The organism is Euhalothece natronophila Z-M001 (assembly GCF_007904085.1).
Lineage (GTDB): Bacteria > Cyanobacteriota > Cyanobacteriia > Cyanobacteriales > Rubidibacteraceae > Halothece > Halothece natronophila.
In genome coordinates this window covers 452,942-470,321 of record NZ_CP042326.1, presented here as the reverse complement: position 1 = coordinate 470,321, position 17,380 = coordinate 452,942, and the positions used below count along the sequence as shown (strand labels likewise).

Annotated in this window: 19 protein-coding genes; 9 read left to right on the top strand and 10 right to left on the bottom strand. The window is 41.6% G+C overall.

Annotation, left to right across the window (positions count from 1 at the left end; translation table 11 throughout):
• Positions 1-31: 31 nt before the first annotated feature.
• From FRE64_RS02145 to nifB, 8 genes are all read right to left on the bottom strand, one after another.
• Positions 32-292, bottom strand: coding sequence for a nitrogen fixation protein NifZ (locus FRE64_RS02145; RefSeq protein WP_146294453.1), 261 nt, complete (start codon positions 290-292; stop codon positions 32-34).
• An 81-nt stretch (positions 293-373) separates the two neighbouring features.
• Positions 374-1,966, bottom strand: a complete 1,593-nt coding sequence (nifK, locus tag FRE64_RS02140; RefSeq protein WP_146294452.1) for a nitrogenase molybdenum-iron protein subunit beta — start codon at positions 1,964-1,966, stop codon at positions 374-376.
• Between the two features lie 144 nt (positions 1,967-2,110).
• Complete coding sequence (gene nifD, locus FRE64_RS02130) at positions 2,111-3,574, bottom strand: nitrogenase molybdenum-iron protein alpha chain (protein WP_146294450.1); 1,464 nt, start codon at positions 3,572-3,574, stop codon at positions 2,111-2,113.
• 88 nt (positions 3,575-3,662) lie between these two features.
• Positions 3,663-4,541: a nitrogenase iron protein gene (nifH, locus tag FRE64_RS02125; RefSeq protein WP_146294449.1), complete on the bottom strand. Its 879-nt coding sequence runs from the start codon at positions 4,539-4,541 to the stop codon at positions 3,663-3,665.
• 138 nt (positions 4,542-4,679) lie between these two features.
• On the bottom strand, positions 4,680-5,552 hold the full coding sequence (gene nifU / locus FRE64_RS02120) for a Fe-S cluster assembly protein NifU (protein WP_146294448.1): 873 nt from the start codon (positions 5,550-5,552) through the stop codon (positions 4,680-4,682).
• Between the two features lie 99 nt (positions 5,553-5,651).
• Positions 5,652-6,851, bottom strand: a complete 1,200-nt coding sequence (gene nifS / locus FRE64_RS02115) for a cysteine desulfurase NifS (RefSeq protein ID WP_146294447.1) — start codon at positions 6,849-6,851, stop codon at positions 5,652-5,654.
• Positions 6,852-6,900: 49 nt separating this feature from the next.
• On the bottom strand, positions 6,901-7,257 hold the full coding sequence (locus FRE64_RS02110) for a 4Fe-4S binding protein (protein WP_146294446.1): 357 nt from the start codon (positions 7,255-7,257) through the stop codon (positions 6,901-6,903).
• A 117-nt stretch (positions 7,258-7,374) separates the two neighbouring features.
• Positions 7,375-8,802 (bottom strand): nitrogenase cofactor biosynthesis protein NifB, encoded by a 1,428-nt coding sequence (gene nifB / locus FRE64_RS02105; RefSeq protein ID WP_146294445.1) that lies wholly within the window; start codon positions 8,800-8,802, stop codon positions 7,375-7,377.
• A gap of 779 nt (positions 8,803-9,581) precedes the next feature.
• On the opposite strand from nifB, the gene cysE reads away from it, so the two are divergent.
• From cysE to FRE64_RS02060, 9 genes are all read left to right on the top strand, one after another.
• The gene (gene cysE / locus FRE64_RS02100; RefSeq protein ID WP_146294444.1) at positions 9,582-10,289 is read left to right on the top strand and encodes a serine O-acetyltransferase; all 708 of its coding nucleotides are present in this window, start codon (positions 9,582-9,584) and stop codon (positions 10,287-10,289) included.
• Positions 10,267-10,536, top strand: a complete 270-nt coding sequence (locus FRE64_RS02095; protein ID WP_146294443.1) for an Asr1405/Asl0597 family protein — start codon at positions 10,267-10,269, stop codon at positions 10,534-10,536. The genes cysE and FRE64_RS02095 overlap by 23 nt, the downstream gene beginning before the upstream one ends.
• Positions 10,537-10,548: 12 nt before the next feature.
• Positions 10,549-11,082, top strand: a complete 534-nt coding sequence (locus FRE64_RS02090; RefSeq protein WP_146294442.1) for a DNA starvation/stress protection protein DpsA — start codon at positions 10,549-10,551, stop codon at positions 11,080-11,082.
• Positions 11,083-11,157: 75 nt separating this feature from the next.
• On the top strand, positions 11,158-12,264 hold the full coding sequence (gene nifV / locus FRE64_RS02085; protein WP_146294441.1) for a homocitrate synthase: 1,107 nt from the start codon (positions 11,158-11,160) through the stop codon (positions 12,262-12,264).
• A gap of 88 nt (positions 12,265-12,352) precedes the next feature.
• Entirely contained in the window at positions 12,353-12,553 is a 201-nt protein-coding gene (gene nifT / locus FRE64_RS02080) for a putative nitrogen fixation protein NifT (RefSeq protein WP_146294440.1), read from the top strand.
• A 16-nt stretch (positions 12,554-12,569) separates the two neighbouring features.
• On the top strand, positions 12,570-12,869 hold the full coding sequence (fdxB, locus tag FRE64_RS02075) for a ferredoxin III, nif-specific (protein ID WP_146294439.1): 300 nt from the start codon (positions 12,570-12,572) through the stop codon (positions 12,867-12,869).
• Positions 12,870-12,998: 129 nt separating this feature from the next.
• Entirely contained in the window at positions 12,999-13,301 is a 303-nt protein-coding gene (locus FRE64_RS02070; protein WP_146294438.1) for a hypothetical protein, read from the top strand.
• Positions 13,302-13,350: 49 nt separating this feature from the next.
• On the top strand, positions 13,351-14,316 hold the full coding sequence (gene cysK, locus FRE64_RS02065) for a cysteine synthase A (protein WP_146294437.1): 966 nt from the start codon (positions 13,351-13,353) through the stop codon (positions 14,314-14,316).
• 10 nt (positions 14,317-14,326) lie between these two features.
• Entirely contained in the window at positions 14,327-14,851 is a 525-nt protein-coding gene (locus FRE64_RS02060; RefSeq protein WP_146294436.1) for a (2Fe-2S) ferredoxin domain-containing protein, read from the top strand.
• 9 nt (positions 14,852-14,860) lie between these two features.
• Here the strand turns inward: FRE64_RS02060 and FRE64_RS02055 are convergent, their stop codons facing one another.
• Complete coding sequence (locus FRE64_RS02055) at positions 14,861-16,465, bottom strand: helix-turn-helix domain-containing protein (RefSeq protein WP_146294435.1); 1,605 nt, start codon at positions 16,463-16,465, stop codon at positions 14,861-14,863.
• A gap of 264 nt (positions 16,466-16,729) precedes the next feature.
• Positions 16,730-16,894, bottom strand: coding sequence for a CopG family transcriptional regulator (locus FRE64_RS02050; RefSeq protein ID WP_146294434.1), 165 nt, complete (start codon positions 16,892-16,894; stop codon positions 16,730-16,732).
• Between the last annotated feature and the right edge of the window lie 486 nt (positions 16,895-17,380).

Genomic DNA, 17,380 nt, shown 5'->3' with positions numbered 1-17,380 from the left:
TTCTTCGTCCTTTATTCTTGGTCATTGCTCCTTAACCACCGGCCTGTTCCAGTTCTTTCCCTAAGCAACCGACGACTTTTCCTGTGCTTAAAAAATGAATTGAATAGACATAAGCAGTTTGTAAAAAAGTTCCAACTCCAATGACATATCCTTCCTCACCTTTTTTAGCAATGGTTTCCCCAACTTCTGCACCTGGGAATGTGCCATCATTGCGAATATTTTTACGGAGTTTTACTTTAGAATCCAGTTCAAAATCTGGTTCCCGATTGAGTTCTACTTCATCCAGTTTCATGATTTTCTCCTCTGTTCTTAGCGATTGATTCATTGATCATTTGTCGGCATTACCAAAGACAAATGACCAATGATGGAAAATTTAACGAATCAAGTCGAAGGAAATATCAGTCTTACCACTGACAATCGTTTTCCGATCTAATTCGTCAAGAATCGTATTCACAATCCAGTTATGAAGATTAATCGCGCCACGATAGCCCAAGGTTTCATAACGGTGCATGTGGTGGCGATCAAAAATCGGATAACCAATGCGAACCAGAGGGGTTTCTGTATCGCGCCAGAGATACTTCCCGTAAGAATTACCAATTAATAAATCTACAGGTTCAGTAAACATTAAGCTCCGCAGATGCCAGAGGTCTTTTTTACCCCAAATTGTTGCCTTTTGGCCATACATGCTTGCATCCAAAACTTCCTGTAATTCTTTTTCAAACTTGTTATTACTGTTAGTAACAACAATATGAACGGGTTCAGCCCCTAATTCCAACAAGAAATTCACCAGTCCAAAAACATGATCAGGATCGCCATAAAGGGCCACACGCTTACCATGAATCCAGGCTTGAGAATCAGTAATTGCATCGACAGCGCGACCGCGTTCTTCTACCAGTTCTTGTGGCACTGATTTACCAGTAATTTCGGATAATTTGGTGATAAATTCATCAGTTCCACGAATACCAAAGGGACGGAAATTAAAGGTTTCTTGACCCCATTTCTCCTCAATATATTCTTGGGTTTTAGGAGTTGTATGTTTTTGGAAGAAGAACGTTCCTTCAGCGTTAATGCTATCGGCGGTATCATCGAGGCTGGTTAAGCCATTATACATTTGGAAGTCCCCTGTATTGGGAGAATCAAATGTATCCGCATTATCAGAAAGGATCGTGTAATCAAGATCAAATAACTGTAGGATTCGTTTCAGTTCCCGAATATTGCCAATATAAGGGTCAAATCCTAAGTTAAAGTTATACTTGCCATTACTGGTTTCTGGTTCTTTGCCCTTCGTGAGACAACTTAAGATCGACTTGAGCATATTGTCATAACCAGTTAGGTGAGAACCAACAAAACTGGGAGTATGAGCATAAGGAACAGGAACTTCTGCAGGAATCGCCGCCTCATGCTTGGCGTTTTCGATAAAGCCGCCTAAATCATCCCCAATTACTTCTGCCATGCAAGTGGTACACAAAGCAATCATTTTTGGCTCATAAAGGGTATAGGAGTTAGCAAGCCCATCCTTCATGTTGCTATAGCCCCCAAAAACTGCTGCATCTTCAGTCATAGAAGAAGAAACAGCTTGAAACGGTTCTTTATAGTTCCGAGCGAGATGGGTACGGAAATAAGCAACACAGCCTTGAGAGCCGTGGCTATAGGGAAGTGTTCCTTCAAAGCCTGAGGCCACGAATAATGCACCTAAGGGTTGACAGGCTTTAGCAGGATTAATCGTTAAGGCTTCCCGAGCAAAATTTTTCTCGCGATAGTCCCAACTTTTTGTCCATTCAGCAACTTCTTCAATTTTTTCCTGACTATGTGCCCCTTCAAACTGGCGCTTGTATTCAAATAGCTTCTGATAAGGATCAGTGTGAAATAAGTCAAAGTGATCCTGAACTTCATGGGGGTTAGAAGGGATATTAGAAGGGGCAGAGGTAGTAGAATTTTGCGTATTTTCGTTGTTGTTCTGTGTCATGACAGTTTACCTTTTGTAATGTTGCTTGTTTGTGGGTCATTAGCCTTTGCTGTTTGTCCTTTGTCCTTCGTCCTTTGTTGTTTGTAGCCCAATGACTAATGACTAATGACCAATGACTAATGACTAATGACCAATGACTAATGACTAATTCGACCAAGGATTTTCGATTAAACTCCAAGTGGGGTTATTAATCGCTAAATCCATATCCCGAGCGAAGACAGCAAAGCCGTGATAGCCGTGATAAGGTCCGGAATAATCCCAAGAGTGCATTTGACGGAAGGGAAGTGCCATTTTTTGGAAGACATACTTCTCTTTAATCCCTGCAGCAATCAGATCGGGCTTGAGCTTTTTGGCAAATTCCTCAAATTCATAACCGCTGACATCGTCGTAGATGAGCGTTCCGTCTTTTAGGTATTCACTGGTTAGTTTGTAGTCATCGTTATGCCCAAACTCATAACCAGTTCCAATCACTTCCATGCCCAAGTCTTCAAACGCTGGAATAACGTGACGGGGGCGAAGTCCACCCACCATCATCATCACTTTTTTCCCTTCTAGGCGCGGACGATATTCTGCCAAAACTGCGTCCATAGACGCTTGATATTCCTGAATAACACGCTCTGCATTTGCTTGGATGGTTTCGTCAAATTGAGCCGCAATTTCTCGCAGAGACTTAGCAATGTAGGTTGGGCCGAATAAGTTGTATTCCATCCAAGGAATGCCATATTCCTCTTCCATGTGTCGGCAGAGATAGTTCATTGACCGATAACAGTGGATGAGATTGAGTTTAGCCAAGGGGCTCATTGTCACTTCATTAAAAGAGCCATCGCCAGAAAATTGGCTAATGACGCGCAAGCCAATGGCTTCTAGTAAGAGCCGACTCGGCCAAGCATCCCCACCGATGTTATAGTCTCCGATAATGTTGACATCATAAGGGGTGGACTCAAATCCGTCTTGCAGTTTGCGATACTCGTCGGCTTTGGGGTAAATCCAATCCCGAACGCTATCATTAGCAATGTGGTGTCCTAAGGATTGAGAAACCCCTCGGAAACCTTCACAACGAACTGGAACGACGGGCTTACCTGTTTCTTTGCCTTTGGCACGGGCGACGGCTTCAATATCATCCCCAATTAGCCCGACTGGACATTCTGACTCAACGGTTGTTCCTTGATTCAGAGGAAATAGGGTTTCGGCTTCATCAATGAGTTTAGCCAGTTTTTTATCACCCCCAAAGACAATATCTTTTTCTTGGAAGTCAGAGGTGAATTGCATAGTGCCAAAGGTATCTACCCCGGTATAGCCAGTGTAGTAGTTCCGACGACCTGCCCAAGAGTAGTAACCACAACCCACTGGCCCATGACTGACATGAACCATATCTTTAACTGGGCCCCAAACTACCCCTTTTGCGCCAGCAAAGGAGCAACCACGGGCAGTCATGACTCCAGGCAGTGATTTCTTGTTGGATTTAACGTCGCAGCCTGATTTTCCTTCTTCGCCAGATTTTGCTTCTTCGTAAGTGCCAATATGTTTACTTCGCCGTTTACCAGCTTTCTCTGGATAGCCTTCCAGAACCTCTTTGATTACTTCTTGATTTCTTTCTTTAGTTGACATAGTATTATCCTTACTAGATGTTGGATTTAGTTTTAAGAAGGGGAGAGAGGAAGTGCCATTCCTTCTCTTCCCTCAAAATGCTATTTAGTTAGACGGACACGGTTGTTCCGTTTTCTTCGGCTTCGAGAATTTTCTTGTAGTCTTCATCACTGTCGATGATTCCAAACTGGACTAACAGGTCTTCTAGTTCGTCCATATCAATGGGAGTCGGAACCACAAGGTTTTCATTGTGTTCAATTTTTTTCGCGAGATCGCGATACTCTTGAGCTTGGGAATGATCGGGCTGATATTCAATGACCGTTTGACGACGCAATTCTGCTTGTTGAACTACGTTGTCGCGAGGAACAAAGTGAATCATGTGAGTGCCAAGTTTTTCCGCAAGGGCTTGAATCAACTCATCTTCCCGGTCACATTTACGGCTGTTGCAAATTAAACCGCCAAGACGAACACCACCCGAGTGGGCATATTTTAGAATCCCACGGGCAATGTTGTTGGCAGCATACATCGCCATCATTTCGCCAGAGGTAACAATGTAAATCTCTTGGGCTTTTCCTTCCCGAATGGGCATGGCAAACCCACCACAAACAACGTCACCTAATACGTCGTAAGAGACAAAGTCAATGTCTTCATAAGCTCCTTCTTCTTCGAGGAAGTTAATGGCAGTAATAATGCCACGTCCAGCACAGCCAACTCCGGGTTCAGGACCGCCTGATTCTACACAACGCACGTTGTTGTAGCCACTGAGTAAGACTTCTTCAAGTTCAAGGTCTTCCACTGAACCGCGTTGGGCTGCTAATTCGAGAATAGTGACTTGGGCTTTGGTGTGAAGCATTAAGCGAGTGGAGTCTGCTTTCGGGTCACAGCCAACAATCATGACGCGCTCGTTTTCAGAAAGGGCTGCGATGGTGTTTTGAGAGGTAGTGGATTTTCCGATACCACCTTTTCCGTAGAATGCAATTTGTCTCATGGTTTTTGTCTCGTTCTTTAAGGTTTACAAATTTTAGAAAAATCAAGTGTCAATTGGGTTTGATTTCTTAGGAGCGGCGGGGGTCGCTCTCGCAACTGATAGGGATTATGGGGAAAGAAAATTGATAAAAACATTAGGTTAGACAGCTTCTACAGTGAGAGTGGGTAAAATGGCTTCTTGGAGTGTATTTTCAATGGCATTTTTTAAAGTTTCTGTGGAGGAAGCACAGCCATCGCAAGCTCCTTTAAGAATTACTTTAACCACATCGCCTTCGACATCAAATAGTTCTAAATCACCGCCATCTTCAATTAAGATGGGTCGAATTTGTTCGGTGATAACCTGCTGAATTAGGTTGATTTTTTGCAGGTTTGTTAAGACGGCTGGTTGCGTACGAATCTTGTTTGCAACTTCTAGACTTTTTTCTTCTTCTGTGGCAATTTCAGCAAGAATATCATCTATTTCTGGTAAACAAGTGCTGCAACCGCCTCCCGCTTTCACATAGTTTGTAACTTGTTCTGCGGTTGTTATTTTATTATCACGAATAACACGCTTAATTTTTGTATCAGAGATACCAAAACAGCTACATATAATATTTCCTTCAGATTCTTCGTGATTATCTAGAGGAATCCCCTTGTAGTTATAAATGGCTGCTTCTAAGGCTTCTTGCCCCATAACAGAGCAGTGCATTTTTTCTTCAGGCAATCCCCCTAGAAATTCGGTAATTTCGTGATTGGTAACGTTGAGGGCTTCTTCGACTGTTTTTCCTTTTAAGAGTTCAGTTAACGCTGAAGAAGACGCGATCGCGCTAGCACAACCAAAGGTTTGAAAGGTTGCTTCAGCAATCGTTTTTGTTGCCTCATCAATTTTGAGATGAAGCTTTAAAGCATCACCACAAGCAATACTTCCTACTTCCCCAGTAACAATTTTTTCTCCTTCCTTTTGCTCAGTAATCGCTCCTTGATTACGAGGATGATGGAAGTATTCCATAACTTTTTCTGTATAGTCCCACATGATTTTGTCCTTTGTTGTTTGTCCTTTGTTGTTTGTCCTTCGTCCTTTGTTTGTAAACCAATGACTAATGACTAATGACCAATGACCAATGACCAATAACTAATGACTAACCGCTAATGACTGTTCTTTTAACCAGTCCGCATTGTCATTATTAAAAGGAGAGAGGTCGCGGAGACGATTGATAATTCTGGGTAAAACATCTAAAGCGCGATCGATTTCTGCTTCGGTGGTAAAGCGAGAAAGACTAAACCGAATTGAACCATGTAAAACGGTATAAGGAAGCCCTAACGCCTGAAGAACATGAGACGGTTCAAGCGACCCGGACGTACAAGCCGAACCAGAAGATGCACAAATCCCATATTGATCAAGAGACAGTAAAATTGCTTCTCCTTCGATGTACTTAAAACCAATATTGCTGGTATTCGGTAAACGGTTAATCGGATCTCCATTCACCGCAGCATCAGGAATAGTCGCCAGAATGCCTTGTTCTAACTTGTCCCGTAAACGCTGTTCTTCAGCAACACTCGGTAAATGTTTTCTAGCCAGTTCTGCGGCTTTTCCCAGCGCCACAATCGCAGGGACATTTTCCGTTCCCCCTCTACGCCCTCGTTCTTGATGTCCTCCAATCAAATGGGGACGAAAGCGCACACCTTTACGAACATATAACGCGCCAATTCCTTTTGGGGCATGAATTTTGTGACCAGAGAGAGTCAGGAAATCAATGGAACTGGTTTCTAAATTGAAGGGAATTTTTCCCACGGCTTGCACCGCATCCACATGAAATAAAGCCCCATACGCCTTAACTCGCTGTCCAATTTCTTCAATGGGAAAGACTACGCCAGTTTCGTTGTTCGCATACATAATGGAAACAACGGCTGTGTCATTGGTTAAGGCGGCTTCTAGTTCCCCTAAATCAAGTTGACCTTTACTATCAACTCCAAGATAGGTAACAACATAGCCCTCTTTTTCCAGTTTTCGACACAGATTTAAAACCGCAGGATGTTCTACCTTAGTGGTAATAATCTGTTTTTTATTCGGCTGGGCTTTGAGGGCTGCGAGAATAGCCGCATTATCCCCTTCTGTGCCACAACTGGTAAAGATAATTTCTGATTCCTGCGCCCCGAGTAAAGACGCAACCTGACCTCTTGCCTCTCTGACAGCGCGACCGACTTGTCCGCCGAAGGTGTGCATACTAGAGGGGTTTCCATAATAGGTCTGGAGATAAGGAAGCATCGTTGCGATGACCTCTTCATCTATTTTGGTGGTGGCATTATTATCAAAATAAATCGGCTCATTCATTTCTCTGGTATCCTTTGTTGTTTGCAAATAAACGACTAATGACCAATGACTAATGACTAACCATTAAGCGTTCTAATTTTTCGGAATAAACATCAAACCAATTTTGCCAATATCGGGTTTCTTGTTTGGCTTGGAGTCGCGCAGTCAAATGCTCATAAGTCCCAAACCAGCGATCCCAATATTTCCCTTCTGTTGCTGGAATCACACTTGCGAGACTGGGACTACAGCTATCTTTGGTTGGGCAAACTGACATACATTGGGGAACACCATAAAAGCCAACACAGTGGTTACAAGCATTAGGATCAATCGCAAATTTACCGTTATCATTTTGGCTAATGGCTCCGGTGGGGCATTGGGATAAACAGCTACCACAAGCAATACAGTTGTCAGAAATTACATAACTCATTGTTTTTCTCCTTTATTATTTGTCCTTTGTTGTTTGTCCTTTGTCCTTTGTCCTTCGTCCTTTGTCCTTCGTCCTTTATCCTTCGTAAACCAGTGACCAATGACTGATGACTAATGACTAATGACTAACCATAGATTCTTCGTAGAATTTCAACGCTAAAGCATTAATGGTGTCGTAACCTTCAACCGGCTGAACGCCAGCTTTTTGTAGAAAGTCTTGGGGACAATCACCAATTTTGAGGGCAAGAACAGCTTTACAGTCTTGGATGGTCTCAATAATGTTGTTGAGGGTTGCTTCTTCGCCGTAACCCCCTTGACAGTAATGATCAACCTTACGATGTCCCACGAAGTTGGCTTCTACGCCATCAACTTCAAAAATTTGGAACTCTTTGGCATGACCAAAATGCTGATTAACAACGCCACCGCCTTTAGTGGCTACAGCGACTAATATTTTTTCTCCTCGTTGCTTATTAGCAGTGACTTTTTCTGCTTTTGCCGTTTTCATGGCATCTTGAATGTGCTTGATGTCAGCATGAACTTCTTGGCGTTTTTCCAGATTGTATTCTGGGGTCATCTCCAGCATTTTCTCTTTGGTAAATTCCTTAGAGCGATCTTCCCCAAGTAAGCCCACGGCATCAGCGCGACACTGACGACAGTGACGCATCATTTTCATATTCCCAGAACAATTATCTTGTAGGGTTTTAAGTTCTTTGGGGGTGGGGCCTCTTTGTCCAATTAACCCAAAGTGAGTGCCATGTTCAGGAGCAGAAACCAGAGGCATGATATTGTGAATAAATGCTCCTTTAGCGCGGACGACTTCATCGACTTCCGCCAGATGTTGATCATTAATCCCCGGAATCATCACTGAGTTAACTTTGCAGAGAATATCTGCTTCTTTTAGGGCTTGTAATCCTTCCATCTGCCGTTCGTGCAGAATTTTGGAAGCCTCTTCTCCTGTCCAGCCCTTGCGGTTATAGCGCACCCAAGGATAAATTTCTGCCCCAATTTTGGGATCAATCATGTTGATGGTAATGGTGACATGATCAATTTCTAATTCTTTGATGCGTTCCACGTAATCGGGAAGCATAAGCCCATTAGTGGATAAGCAAAGTTTGATATCAGGGGCTTTTTCTTTGACGAGTTCAAAGGTACGGAAGGTTTCTTTGGGGTTTGCTAGTGGATCGCCAGGGCCCGCGATTCCTAAAACACTCATTTGCGGAATTTGGCCAGCCACTACCAACACTTTATGAGCCGCTTCTTCTGGAGAAAGAAGTTCACTGACGACCCCCGGGCGACTTTCATTGGCACAATCATATTTGCGATTGCAAAAATTACACTGAATGTTACAAGCCGGGGCAACAGCGACGTGCATCCGAGCATAGTGATGATGAGCATCCTCGCTATAGCAGGGATGATTTTCAACTCTTTCTTGAACTTTCGGATCAAGTTCAGGAGAAGTTGCTGGACTGCAACCACTTCCACAGTTTGATGAGGATTTGATTGCGTTACTTACTCTTTTAAGACTTTCGTTAGTAGTTGGTGACATTGAATTAAATTCCGCAAATACAAGGTAACAAGTTAGCTAGAACTACAAATCGAATGATAATTATAAAAATCTCAGTTTTTCTGAGGTTTAAATTCAAAGATATTCGATAACGTTATGGTCAGTTATAGCAGTTGCTATTTTGAGAAAGGGTAAACTTGTACTTGGTTAGGTTTATTAATTTTATTAGAATGTACTCATCCCTTTAGAAACTAGCTGTGGCGAGGGAAAGAAATCTATTTTGGGACAAGTAACGGGTTTTTTCGCCATGGCGACTAGTGCTTATTTCTGAAAGGACTAGTGTTTATTATACTCACTATCTTTTCCTTTTATCGCTTGTATTTAATGTAACAGTTTGCTAGAAATGAGTACATTAAAATTCTTTTTTTTTGAAAATAAACAGTAACTAATACTACAAAATTGATAAATACTGACTTCTATTATAAAACCTTAAAAAAATCTATGAGTACCAATTTATTTTTAAAGTATTGCTATCAGTTCCTCAGCTAGTCAGAGTTATAAGCAAGTATTAAATAAGTCTTAAAGACTAGGGGCTTGAGTTGAGGAGACTCACCCCTACCCTGAAAAATAATCGTCTCCATCCCCCCAAAAAAATTTTTTACCGTCTTACATCCTTATTTCAAGGGGGTTTCAAATTAATGAGTACATCTAATAAACCTAATGAATCTAACCTTTTGCGATGACAAGACCTCGTTAATCCTTCCTTGCTATAAGCAATATACATAGAGAGCAAACACCAGCTCACCTCTCCGATAAAAGTCATGCAACGATCATTCACTATTCCTAGTAAACGAGAAAATAGTCCAAAGCTCGCGATCGCGACAGACTTGAAGATTATCTTTGATCGCGATCCTGCAGCCAAAAATTGGCTAGAGGTTTTACTCTGCTATCCTGGGGTTCATGCGTTGATATTACATCGGGTGGCGAGTTGGCTTTGGCAAAAGCGATTCCCTTTATTACCCCGTTTACTCTCTCATTTCGGAAGATTTATCACTGGTATTGAAATTCATCCTGGTGCTGCGATTGGAAAAGGGGTCTTTATTGATCACGGAATGGGAGTGGTTATTGGTGAAACTGCCATTGTTGGGGATTATTGTTTAATTTATCAAAATGTCACCCTCGGTGGTACGGGTAAAGAAACGGGAAAACGTCATCCCACCCTTGGACAAGAGGTGGTTGTCGGTGCAGGGGCAAAGATTTTAGGGAATCTCCAAATTGGGAACTATGTCCGAGTTGGGGCTGGTTCTATTGTCCTGCAAGATGTTCCAGATGACTGCACGGTTGTAGGAGTTCCAGGGCGGATTGTTTCTAAGACAGGTTACGGTTGTCCCCTTGAACACGGAAAACTTCCTGATCCTGATGTGAAAACAATTCGTTCTCTCCTTGAACGCATTGAGAGTTTGGAACAGCAAGTACAACAATTATCGTTCTATCAAGCCCAGAATCATGAATCAATTAACTCATCCTGATGCACTGGTCACTAAGGTGATCAAAATTAATCGTAGCGATCGCTGGTGTGTTTATCGCCGTCTCCAAGAATTAAATATTGCCTGTTGCTGTCCTGACGATGGAAGCCTCTGGGTTGAAATTCAAACCACGGTAGAAGCACACTTACTGCGAAGTACCATTCAGCAATTTGTTAGCTCTCGCCATGAATTAGCAACTTGGTTAGAGCGATGCTGGAGTACCCCAATCTTATCCATATCTAATAATTAGGAGTCTAAATCCATGACACAGAAAACAGCGGTTCAATCTTTTGGCGACGTAAGCGCCAATCCGATTCTTTTAGATAAAGGAATTGTCGTCTCAATTTGTGAGGGCTTAAATATTGCTCTGGCAAGTTTTCAGGCTCTTTACTTACAATACCAGAAACATCATTTTGTGGTAGAAGGGTCGGAGTTTTATTCCATTCACCAGTATTTTCAAGAAAGCTATGAGGCGGTACAAGGTCACGCTCATGAGCTTGGAGAACGTCTCAATGGCTTAGGTGGAACCCCTGTTGCTAGTTTTGAGAAGTTGGCAGCGTTTTGTTGTTTTACTCCTGAAACTGATGGCATTTTCGCTTGTCGGCAAATGATCGAACACGATCTCGAAGCAGAACAGCAAGTTATTGAGTTACTTCGTCGTCAAGCGGCGCAAGTAGAAAGTGTCGGCGATCGCGCTACCCGTTACTTATACGAGCAAATCCTCTTAGCAACGGAAGAACGAGCGTTTCATCTTGAACACTTCTTAGCTAACGATAGCTTAACCCTTGGTAATTAGTCATTGGTCATTAGTCATTAGTTTACGAAGGACGAAGGACAAACAACAAAGGACAAACAACAAAGGACAATAATTATGCCACCCATTCAAGTTAACGATACAACTCTCCGCGATGGAGAACAAGCAGCAGGGGTTGTCTTTACCGTTGAGGAAAAAGTCGCTTTTGCCAGCTTAATGAGCGCGATCGGGGTGCAAGAGTTGGAAGTAGGCGTTCCAGCAATGGGTGGAGCCGAAGCTGAAGCCATTACGCAAATGACTCGCCTCGGTTTAAAGTCTCGACTAATCGGTTGGAATCGTGCTTTAACGTCTGATCTCGATGCCTCTTTAGCTTGTGGGTTACAACGGGTGCATATTTCAGTTCCTGTTTCTGACCTCCAGATCAATATTAAGTTCCAAGGGAGTCGTCAACGGGTGCTGGATGCACTCCAAAAGGCGATTACTTATGGGCGCGATCGCGGCTTATATGTGTCTGTGGGAGGGGAAGATTCTTCTCGTGCTGATACTTCCTTTCTCTTAAAACTGGCATCAATGGCTCAAGCGTGGGGAGCATCACGATTTCGCTTTTGTGATACCGTAGGCGTTCTTGATCCTTTTTCCACTTACTCTCAAGTGGAACAACTGGTGGAACAGTTGACCATTCCTGTGGAAATGCACACCCATAATGATTTGGGATGCGCCACTGCTAATGCTTTAGCAGGGATTCGAGCGGGGGCTACCTCGGTGAATACCACGGTCAATGGGTTAGGAGAAAGAGCTGGCAACGCCGCTTTAGAAGAAGTGGTCATGGGCTTAAAGCAGCTTTATGGTCTCAAAATTGGAATTGATACCGAGAAACTGCAAGCTCTCTCCGAATTTGTCATTCAAGCCACGGGCTGGGAACTCCCCCCATGGAAAGCGATTGTCGGGAAAAATGCCTTTGCTCATGAGTCTGGGATTCATGGACATGGCGTGTTACAAAATCCTTCTACTTATGAGCCGTTTACCCCAGAAGAGGTAGGAGGAAATAGACGCTTTGTTATTGGAAAACATTCGGGCAAGCATCTGATTACTGATTTTTTCCAACAACAAGGCATTCAATTAAGTTCAGAAGAAGCGCGATCGCTGCTAGATGCTATCCGCAAATTATCCGTTGAATTGAAACGCGATTTAACTCCCAATGAGTTACTGAACTTAGTTTCATAGTCATTAGTCATTAGTCATTGGTCATTAGTCATTAGTCATTGGTCATTGGTTTACGAAGGACAAACGACAAACAACAAAGGACAACAACATGAAAGTAATGTTACACAAAAATTCCCTGGGACATTTATCCGTTTATGTTCCTAAAAAAGATGTCGAAGAGGAAGTTGTTGAGCAATTAACAACTTCTGAAGGCAAGGTTTTAACCCTTGCTAATGGGTGGCAATTATCTTTTAAGGGTTTAACTGATGACAGTAAGCTACCCAAAACCTTCAACGCCCGAAAACTATAATTAGAGGAGAAAAATCATGGCGACACTTACAGGTTTAACAAAAGGTGGTTCAACTTGGGAACCAAAATTTATCCAAGCCATTAATCAACAAGTTTGTCTCGGATGCGGTCGTTGCTATAAAGTTTGCGGTCGTAATGTCCTGGGATTAAAACCCATGAATGAGTTTGGTGAATTCATTGAAGATGAAGATGAAGATGATGATGATATTGAGCGTTATGTTATGACCGTTGTTAATCTTGCTAATTGCATTGGTTGTGAAGCCTGCGCTCGCATTTGTCCGAAAAATTGTCAAACTCATGAGGCCCTAGCTGTTTAATTGGACAAGGAAACAACTCTCTAGCTACGGCTAGGGAGTTAGGAGAGGGGGAGACAAGGGAGATGGGGGAAAAATTAGTATAGCAGAAATTAATCAATTTCATGTTAAGAATGACTGGAGGAAATTATCATGACAGATAATCAACGGCAAGACGAATATTTTGAGTTAATTGATCGCTTACTACAATGCCCTAATGGAAAAGAACCAGAAGTTTTAGAAGGAAGTTTTCACTTAGTTGACCAAGAGTTTATTAAGACTCTGATCCAAGTGGCTACGGCGATGGCTCACGATGATAATCAACAATCCGCTCAATTTTTAATGTTTATTGCGCGAGAACTCTCGAAACAATTAGGATTTTATCCTGACTTTAACAACTCATCTTCTAATCAAGAAGTTGATTCTTCTGTATCAACTGATTCAGTGATGAGCTGAAAATAATTATAATCAATTCGTGTTAACCCAATTAAGGAGTGAATAACTTATGAACATTGCTGACAATATTGCCGAATTAATTGGAAAAACTCCTTTAGTACGCTTAAATTCGATTCCCTTTGCTGAAGGTTGCTTAGCGCAAATTGTAGTCAAATTAGAAGGGATGAATCCCGCCTGTTCGGTTAAAGATCGCATTGGTGTGAGTATGATTCAGGCTGCAGAAGACGCTGGATTAATTACCCCCGGGGAAACGACTATTATTGAACCCACTTCTGGCAATACAGGGATTGCCCTTGCCATGGTGGCAGCCGCGAAAGGATATAAACTGGTTTTAACCATGCCTGAGAGTATGAGTTTAGAACGACGGGCGATGTTAAAGGCTTATGGGGCGCAATTAGAGTTAACCCCTGCTAGTGATGGCATGAAAGGCGCGATCGCGCATGCAGAAACTCTCGCTAACTCTATTCCCAATAGTTTTATGCCTCAACAGTTTAAAAATCCTGCTAATCCTGAAATTCACCGTCACACAACCGCCGAAGAAATTTGGTCTGATACTGATGGAGAAGTGGATATTCTGATTGCTGGCGTTGGCACTGGCGGAACTATCACTGGCATTGCCGAAACCCTGAAAGAACGTAAATCTGATTTTAGCGCGATCGCGGTTGAACCGAGTAGTAGTCCAGTTTTATCAGGAGGAAGTTCTGGTAGCCATAAAATTCAAGGCATTGGGGCAGGATTTGTGCCTGAGATTCTCAATGTCAGCGCGATCGATGAAGTAATCACAATTACCGATGAAGAAGCCATTGACTATGGTCGCCGTTTAGCGCGAGAAGAAGGCTTACTTTCAGGAATTTCCAGTGGGGCTGCCCTTGCCGCTGCTATTAAAGTGGGCAAACGACCCGAAAACGCAGGAAAACTCATTGTGATGATTCAGCCTAGCTTTGGCGAACGTTATCTGAGTACCCCACTTTTCAAAGATTTAGAAGAAGAAAAAACCCTCGTTGCCACTCATTAGGAGTTTAATCATGACATCAACCGCCCACCAAATCGAAGGTCAGTTTCTGGGCTTTATTCCCAAACCGAAAAATAAATTAAAATATATGCAATTGCAAGTGGGAGAACGGGTTCTTGCCATTAAATTAGCCAAAGAAATCCGAAAACCCGTTGCTAAGGAAGTTGAAGTTGGGGAGAAACTTTTGGTTTCTCTAGACAAAAAGAAATCAGACCCAAAATGTCAATTAAAATTAAAAGCGGATCACATCAAAAAACTTGACTCGGGTCAATCAATTTCCACGGCTAAACAAGGAAAGATTTTAATTTGCCGTAAATCGAGTTGCTCAAAAAAGGGAGGAAAGCAACTTTATGCGGCTTTAGTGGAAACTCTTAAAAACTTGGGATTAGAAAACCAAGTTAGCATTGAGTTTACAGGTTGCCAAAAACAATGTAAACAAGCTCCTAGCTTTATCTTAATGCCGGGTAAGGTCAAGCATAAATATGTTGATCCTCAGAATCTTCCCTCCCTACTAGAAGCCCATTACTTAAGAAAATAAGCAATTGCACTATTGAATTTGCAAAACCTCTTGTAACTTAGCACAGTCATTGCTTTTAGCAGAAAACCGACCTTTTTCTAAGTCGCGAACCCAACTTTGACTTTTTCCAATTAATTGAGCGAGTTTTCTCTGGCTAATTCCTAAACATTTTCTAGCATTCCAAATTTGCTTCGCACTCAAGTTACCAACACTTTGGGTGCGATTTTTACCGCGCGTTTTTTGTTCCTTTTTGCTTTCCCAATTGGATAATTGCTGATCCCATTCTGGAGGTAACTCAAAGCCTAAAATCCGAGCTTTCATTAATAAATTCCATTTTCCTCGCGGTGCTGCCTCAGTAATTTGGGTATCACTACAAGCATCATTAATCCAAAACTCCATGGCTTCATCGGCATCATCAGGAATTTCAGCTAATTTTGCCCACAAAGGTTGAATTTTTGGGGGATAAGTTACAGGATCAAACACAGGTTTAACCCCGTATCGGTGGAGAGTTTCTAGATCATTTTCAAACTTGCGAATTAACCGCTTGCGACGTTCCTGACTAAACCACGCCTCATGAATTTTCTTTTCACCATAAGCAACCTCCATCAATTTAGAAACCGTCAGACGCTGTTGTCTTCCCATCTTAGTTTTAAATAATAACCACAGCATCATGCGAACAGCACCTTCATGTTGATGCCAAATTGTGGTTACGGCTGACAACATAAATTCCGGCAAAGTGCCATATTGATAAAAAGCAAGAGATTTTTTATGCCCCTGTTTATTGAGAAAATACGCTGCCCAATTTCCTGCTTTGATGCGAAATGTCATTCCAGATAAATGTTTATAGCCACGGGAATCTTCCTGAAAATGATGATCAATTCCCATTAAATGCCAAATGCGATCTTTAGCAACAGAAAAGGACTTAATTCGCCCTTGTCGGGGCCAATCAATGGCTGTAAGAAGCTGACAGGGTTGTTGCACTAAAGACTTAATCAAGCTCAATTTTGTTGCCTTACTCAAGTCTTTACGTTTATCTAATCCCAAATATTCCTCAATTTGCTTATTATCAATGATAAACTCCTCTTCCCAAGGTTTTTCCATACTGACAACATGAGCCGCAAAAATTAAGTGCAAGGCAGCTGCCCGAATATCCATTGCGTCAGTGGTGGAAATAGCTTCAGCGAAACTCAAACATGACGGATCATTGTTCATTACATCATTGGTTAGCCAAAATTCTAGTTTCCCTTTTCCTTGTTTAACAGGGCGTTGGAAGTATAGTTGATCTTGATCATCTTTTTGCCAAGAGGCATCTGATCCTTTTGCGAGAATATTACAGGCTTCCCAAATTACCATCGGTGTCGCCATGGGATTCGTTTCACCATCAGGAAAAAGACTATGAGTCGGTAGAAGCCTTAGTTGCTCTTTATATCTTCCTTTTTTACTTAATAAGGGTAATGGTAAATGATCAGGGCAACTGCTGACACAAATGGGATTACTACTTTTATTGTCACAGTTATTACAAAGCCCAGCTTCTACCCAATACTCGTCATCTTGATCAACTTGAATGGCATGGGTTGGGCATTGCGGTAAACAGATGCCGCAATTGTTACAAGACTTAGGAATTGTGTAAGCCATAGTTAATTTCCTTCTTGAATCGGACAATTACTTTTGACTTTACATATTGACAAACTTTAACTTTCTATTTTGTTACAAATGATATTTTTCAGTGGTTTTTCAAGAATCTTTTTATTTATTTTATATTTATTAATAATTAATAAAATAAATTCACGATTCTCAAGTGATTAAGAATATCAACTTGACTTAAGTGAACTAAAAGTAAGCATTAATTGGCTAAAATCACTAAAATCGTTCATCACCTTCTAGTTTGTAGGTTTGTCTTCATTGATTGCCTTGATTTCTTACTTGTAGGGAAATTTCAGGCTTGGGTTGCCACTCTCGGATTAATTGTCTAACCACATCATTCATGGAAATATGAAGTTCATCACAGTAGTTTTTGAGCTTTAGATATTCGGCTTCACTTAATCGTAAAGTAAATCTTTTCATGGTATTAGTATGACATTATTTTAGTGTTAATTAGCCACAATCAGCTTGAATTTTATCAAATATGGTATCAAGATGATACCGAAATGGTATCATGTAAAATCCGTTAATACTTAACTTAGAGACAAGCATCAATCAAGGTAATCCTATTTATAGTCTGATTGTTGTTATTTCATATTAATTGCTCTAACCTTAAGAAGGATGAGTACATTGAGCTTCATCTAGTTAATTAAGGATGTACTCAAACGTTAATCCCTTTCTATAGAAGGGTTTTTAAGTGACTAGAACCTAAGCCACAAGTATTGTTAGAGACTCTAATGAGTATTGTTAGTTAAGATGACAAGTATTTTTTAGCCCAATCACCAATCAGGAATCGCGCTACTGTCACCTGAGTTTTTAGACCTTATTTTGTTACTAATTTTACAATTTTCCCGTAGCAGCGAGAAGGTCTTGCCACAATTTTTTACATTTTGTAACGGATTTTACAGT